This is a genomic window from Actinosynnema sp. NPDC059335, from assembly GCF_042752395.1.
Taxonomy (GTDB): domain Bacteria; phylum Actinomycetota; class Actinomycetes; order Mycobacteriales; family Pseudonocardiaceae; genus Actinosynnema.
In genome coordinates this window covers 1-3,593 of the sequence record NZ_JBHYXZ010000298.1, presented here as the reverse complement: position 1 = coordinate 3,593, position 3,593 = coordinate 1, and the positions used below count along the sequence as shown (strand labels likewise).

The window sequence follows — 3,593 nt, the reverse complement described above, 5'->3', positions numbered from 1 at the left end:
TGCCGGGCGACCTCGTCCTCCACACCCTCCACCCGACGCTCGAACGCCGCGTCCACACCCTGCGCGATGTCCGGCGACTGCGACCCGATCGCCACATTGACCCCGCACGAATACCCGTCGAACCCCTTCGCCGACGAGTCGTACCCGATCTCCACGATCTTGTCCCGCACGATCGACGGGATGTCCGCGTACGCCTCCGTCGTCACCTCACCCGCGACATGCACCTGACCCGTGGTGACCAACGTCTCCACCGCCACCCGCGACCGCGGATCCTTCGCCAACAACGCATCCAGGATCGAATCGCTGATCGCGTCGCAGATCTTGTCCGGGTGCCCCTCGGTCACCGACTCACTGGTGAACAGCCTGCTGCTGTGCTGAAGCATGCCTCTCCTCGCGATCGACGCCGTGCACCGCCTTCGGACGCCGGCCAGTCTCGGCGTTGAAGCCGGGTTGAAGTCAAGGTCGCAAAGGACGGCCCGAAGCGCACGAACTGCGGGCAGGACTTGTCACGTCGGCGGGTTCCGCGGGCGCGGGCCTCGCCTCGGTGTGACGCAGGCCACCGCGATTCCGGGTTGACGTTGGTGTGCGCTCCAACCCTTAACCTTCGCCCCTGCTGTCGGACCGTCGGGGTCGCGTCGAGGACGGCCGCGGGTCGAGACACAGAGGGGAACGGATGTCCAACAAGGCGAAGAGTGCCCGGCCGCGAGCCGGTGGCAAGCCCGGGTTGTCCCTGCTGACGGTGTGCCTGACGGTGGTGCTGTTCCCGTTGGCCATCACCGGGTCGTCGGTCGCGCTGCCCGCGATCAACGGCGAGTTCCACAACTCGCTGGCGGCCGGGCAGTGGGTGGTCAACGGCTACAACCTGACCTACGCCGCGTTCATGCTCGCGACCGGCTCGCTGGCCGACCTGCTCGGCCGGCGCAAGGTGTTCCGCGTCGGCGTGGCGCTGTTCGTGCTCGGCTCGCTGGTCTCCGCGATCGCGCCGGGCATCCTGCTGCTGGACCTGGCGCGGGTGGTGGCCGGCATCGGCGCGGCCGCGGCCACGACCAGCGGCAGCGCCATCCTGGCCGACACGTTCGAGGAAGGCCCCGGACGGGCCAAGGCGTTCAGCATGTTCGGCACCGCCGTCGGCCTGGGGCTGGTGTTCGGCCCCAGCGTCTCGGGGCTGCTGATCAGCGCGTTCGGCTGGCGCGCCGTGTTCGCCCTGCCCACGGTCGTCGGGATCGTGGTGCTGCTGCTGACCCGCGTGCTGCGCGAGTCCCGCAACCCGCAAGCCAACCGCGTCGACTGGGCGGGCACCACCACGTTCACGCTCGCCCTGCTGCTGCTGATCTTCAGCCTGATCGAGGGGCCGCAGTGGGGTTGGGGCGACCCGGTGGTGATCGCGAGCCTGGTGGGCACGGTGGTGGCGCTGGTCGCGTTCGTGGTCGTGGAACGCCGTCAGGAGCAGCCCATGTTCGACCTCGGCCTGCTGCGGCAGCCGAGGTTCCTGGGCGTGTCGCTGGCCACGATCCCGGTCGTGTTCGGGTTCGCGCCGCTGGTGATCTACCTGCCGTCCTACCTCGCCTCGGTGGACGGCCTGGCGGCGGCGCAGATCGGCGCGGTGATGCTGATGCTGACCGTGCCGGCGCTGGTGTTCCCCGGCATCGCCGGCATGGCGGTCAAGGTCGTCCCGGCGTGGGTGCAGATCACCCTCACGGCGGCGCTCGCGGCGATCGGCCTGGCGTGGCTGACCGTGGTCGAGCCGGGCATCGGCTACCTGGGCCTGCTCGGGCCGCTGGCGTTGATCGGCGTCGCGGTGGGCATCTCGTTCGGCCTGCTGGACGGGGCCGCGGTCAGCAGCGTGGACGCGGGCCGGGCGGGCATGGCGGCGGGCATGTTCAACACCGTGCGCCTGACCGGCGAGACGATCTCCATCGCGGTGGCCGGCGCGCTGCTGGTCAGCTTCACCCAGAACGCGGTCGGCGACCGGGCGGCCGAGTTCGGCCCCTACGCCGACGACCCCGACGGCCTGGCCAACGCCCTCAACCAGGGCGACCTCGCCCGCGCCGTCGAGGCGGTGCCCGACGACCAGCGGGAGGCGTTCACCAGGGCGGCGGGCGAGGCGTTCGCCTCCGGCCTGCACGGCCTGCTGTGGGTGATGGCCGCCCTCTGCGCGGTCGTGTTCGTCGTGATCGGCCTGCTGCTGCGCGAACGCCGCTCCACCACCTCGAAGGGCGCTGCCACCACGGCGCGCTGACGAGACGCGGCGACCACGCCCGCCCCGCGGAGACCACTCCGCGGGGCGGGCGTTCGCCTGTCCGGGCTGGGCGGCACCACTACTCAGTGATACTGTGTAGTGGTACTCAACGCCACTGAGTACCGGGAGCGAAGAGGGCGCACGGTGGACGACCTGACGGAGATGCTGAAGGGCACGCTCGAAGGCTGCGTGCTGGAGATCATCGGCACCGAGGAGACCTACGGGTACGCCATCACGCGTCGGCTGAACGAACTCGGCTTCACCGACGTGGTCGAGGGGACCGTGTACGCGATCCTGCTGCGCCTGGAGAAGAACGGGCTCGTGCGGGTGGCGAAACGGCCGTCCGGGGTCGGCCCGCCGCGGAAGTTCTACGCGCTCAACGACGCGGGGCGGGCCGAGCTGGCGAGGTTCTGGGCGAAGTGGGAGTACGTCACATCGCGGATCGAGAAGCTCAGGGAGGGCGGGGGATGAACATCTGGCAGACCATCACGGGCAGCGACCTCACCCGGGAGTGGAAGGCGTTCGAGGCGCGGGCCGCCGCGTTGCCGGCCGACTACCGGGCGGCCTGGGAGCAGGTCAAGGGCCACCTGTTCCCGTACGGGGACTTCACCGGCCGGAACCTGCTGCCGATCCTCGACAGCGCGCTGGCGCTGCTGGAGGAGACGGCGGCCGACGGGCAGCCCGTGCGCGAGGTGCTGGGCGACGACATCAAGGGCTTCTGCGTGGCGCTGGCAGGTGGGGAGGGTGCCCGTACGTACCGCGACCGGTGGCGCGAGCAGCTGAACCGGAACGTCGCCCGCGAACTGGCGCGGTTGGGAGGCTGACGTGGGAATCCGGGACATCATCGAGGGCAAGAGGCACTGGCGGGCGCACGTGGCGCGGGTCAAGGCGCTCCCGCCGGACTACCGGGTCGTCTACCACGAGTTGCAGCGGTACCTGTTCAAGGTCGGACCGGTCGACCTGGCCGACGGCACCCTGCTCTCGGGGCTCGTGGACTTCTTCGAGGAGGGCGTAGGGGCCGGCAAGGGGGTCCTGGAACTCGTCGGCGACGACGTCGCCGCCTTCTGCGACGACCTGATCAAGGACTCGCGCACCTACGCGGACCTCTACCGGGAATCCCTCACCCGCAAGTGACGCGCCGTGTCGCGGGCACGCGGGAAAGGCGGCGGTGTCAGCAGCTGGGGGTCTGCTGACACCGCCGCCGCGCGGTCGGTCCCGGCGGAGATCAGCGCTGGGAGTTCCGACCGAGGTCCACCTGGTCGACCGCCTTGTCGGAGGTGCCGCAGCCGCAGTTGTCGCCGCAGCCGCCGGTGGTGGCTTGGGGTGGGGTGAGGGGGATGATCTTCGGTGCGGC

5 protein-coding genes are annotated in these 3,593 nt (G+C 70.6%); 4 read left to right on the top strand and 1 reads right to left on the bottom strand.

The features are described 5' to 3' along the window. Positions 1-383 (bottom strand): S-adenosylmethionine synthetase N-terminal domain-containing protein (locus ACFXGA_RS39860; RefSeq protein ID WP_378098295.1); only part of this gene is annotated, 383 nt, incomplete at its 3' end. 290 nt (positions 384-673) lie between these two features. Between ACFXGA_RS39860 and ACFXGA_RS39855 the strand changes: the two genes are divergently transcribed. From ACFXGA_RS39855 to ACFXGA_RS39840, 4 genes are all read left to right on the top strand, one after another. Beyond that, entirely contained in the window at positions 674-2,239 is a 1,566-nt protein-coding gene (locus ACFXGA_RS39855; protein WP_378098292.1) for an MFS transporter, read from the top strand. Between the two features lie 144 nt (positions 2,240-2,383). Next, positions 2,384-2,710: a PadR family transcriptional regulator gene (locus ACFXGA_RS39850; RefSeq protein WP_378098290.1), complete on the top strand. Its 327-nt coding sequence runs from the start codon at positions 2,384-2,386 to the stop codon at positions 2,708-2,710. Continuing rightward, on the top strand, positions 2,707-3,063 hold the full coding sequence (locus ACFXGA_RS39845; RefSeq protein WP_378098287.1) for a DUF1048 domain-containing protein: 357 nt from the start codon (positions 2,707-2,709) through the stop codon (positions 3,061-3,063). Before ACFXGA_RS39850 ends, ACFXGA_RS39845 begins: the two co-directional genes overlap by 4 nt. 1 nt (position 3,064) lies before the next feature. Then, entirely contained in the window at positions 3,065-3,373 is a 309-nt protein-coding gene (locus tag ACFXGA_RS39840) for a DUF1048 domain-containing protein (RefSeq protein WP_378098284.1), read from the top strand. The last annotated feature ends 220 nt before the right edge of the window (positions 3,374-3,593 follow it).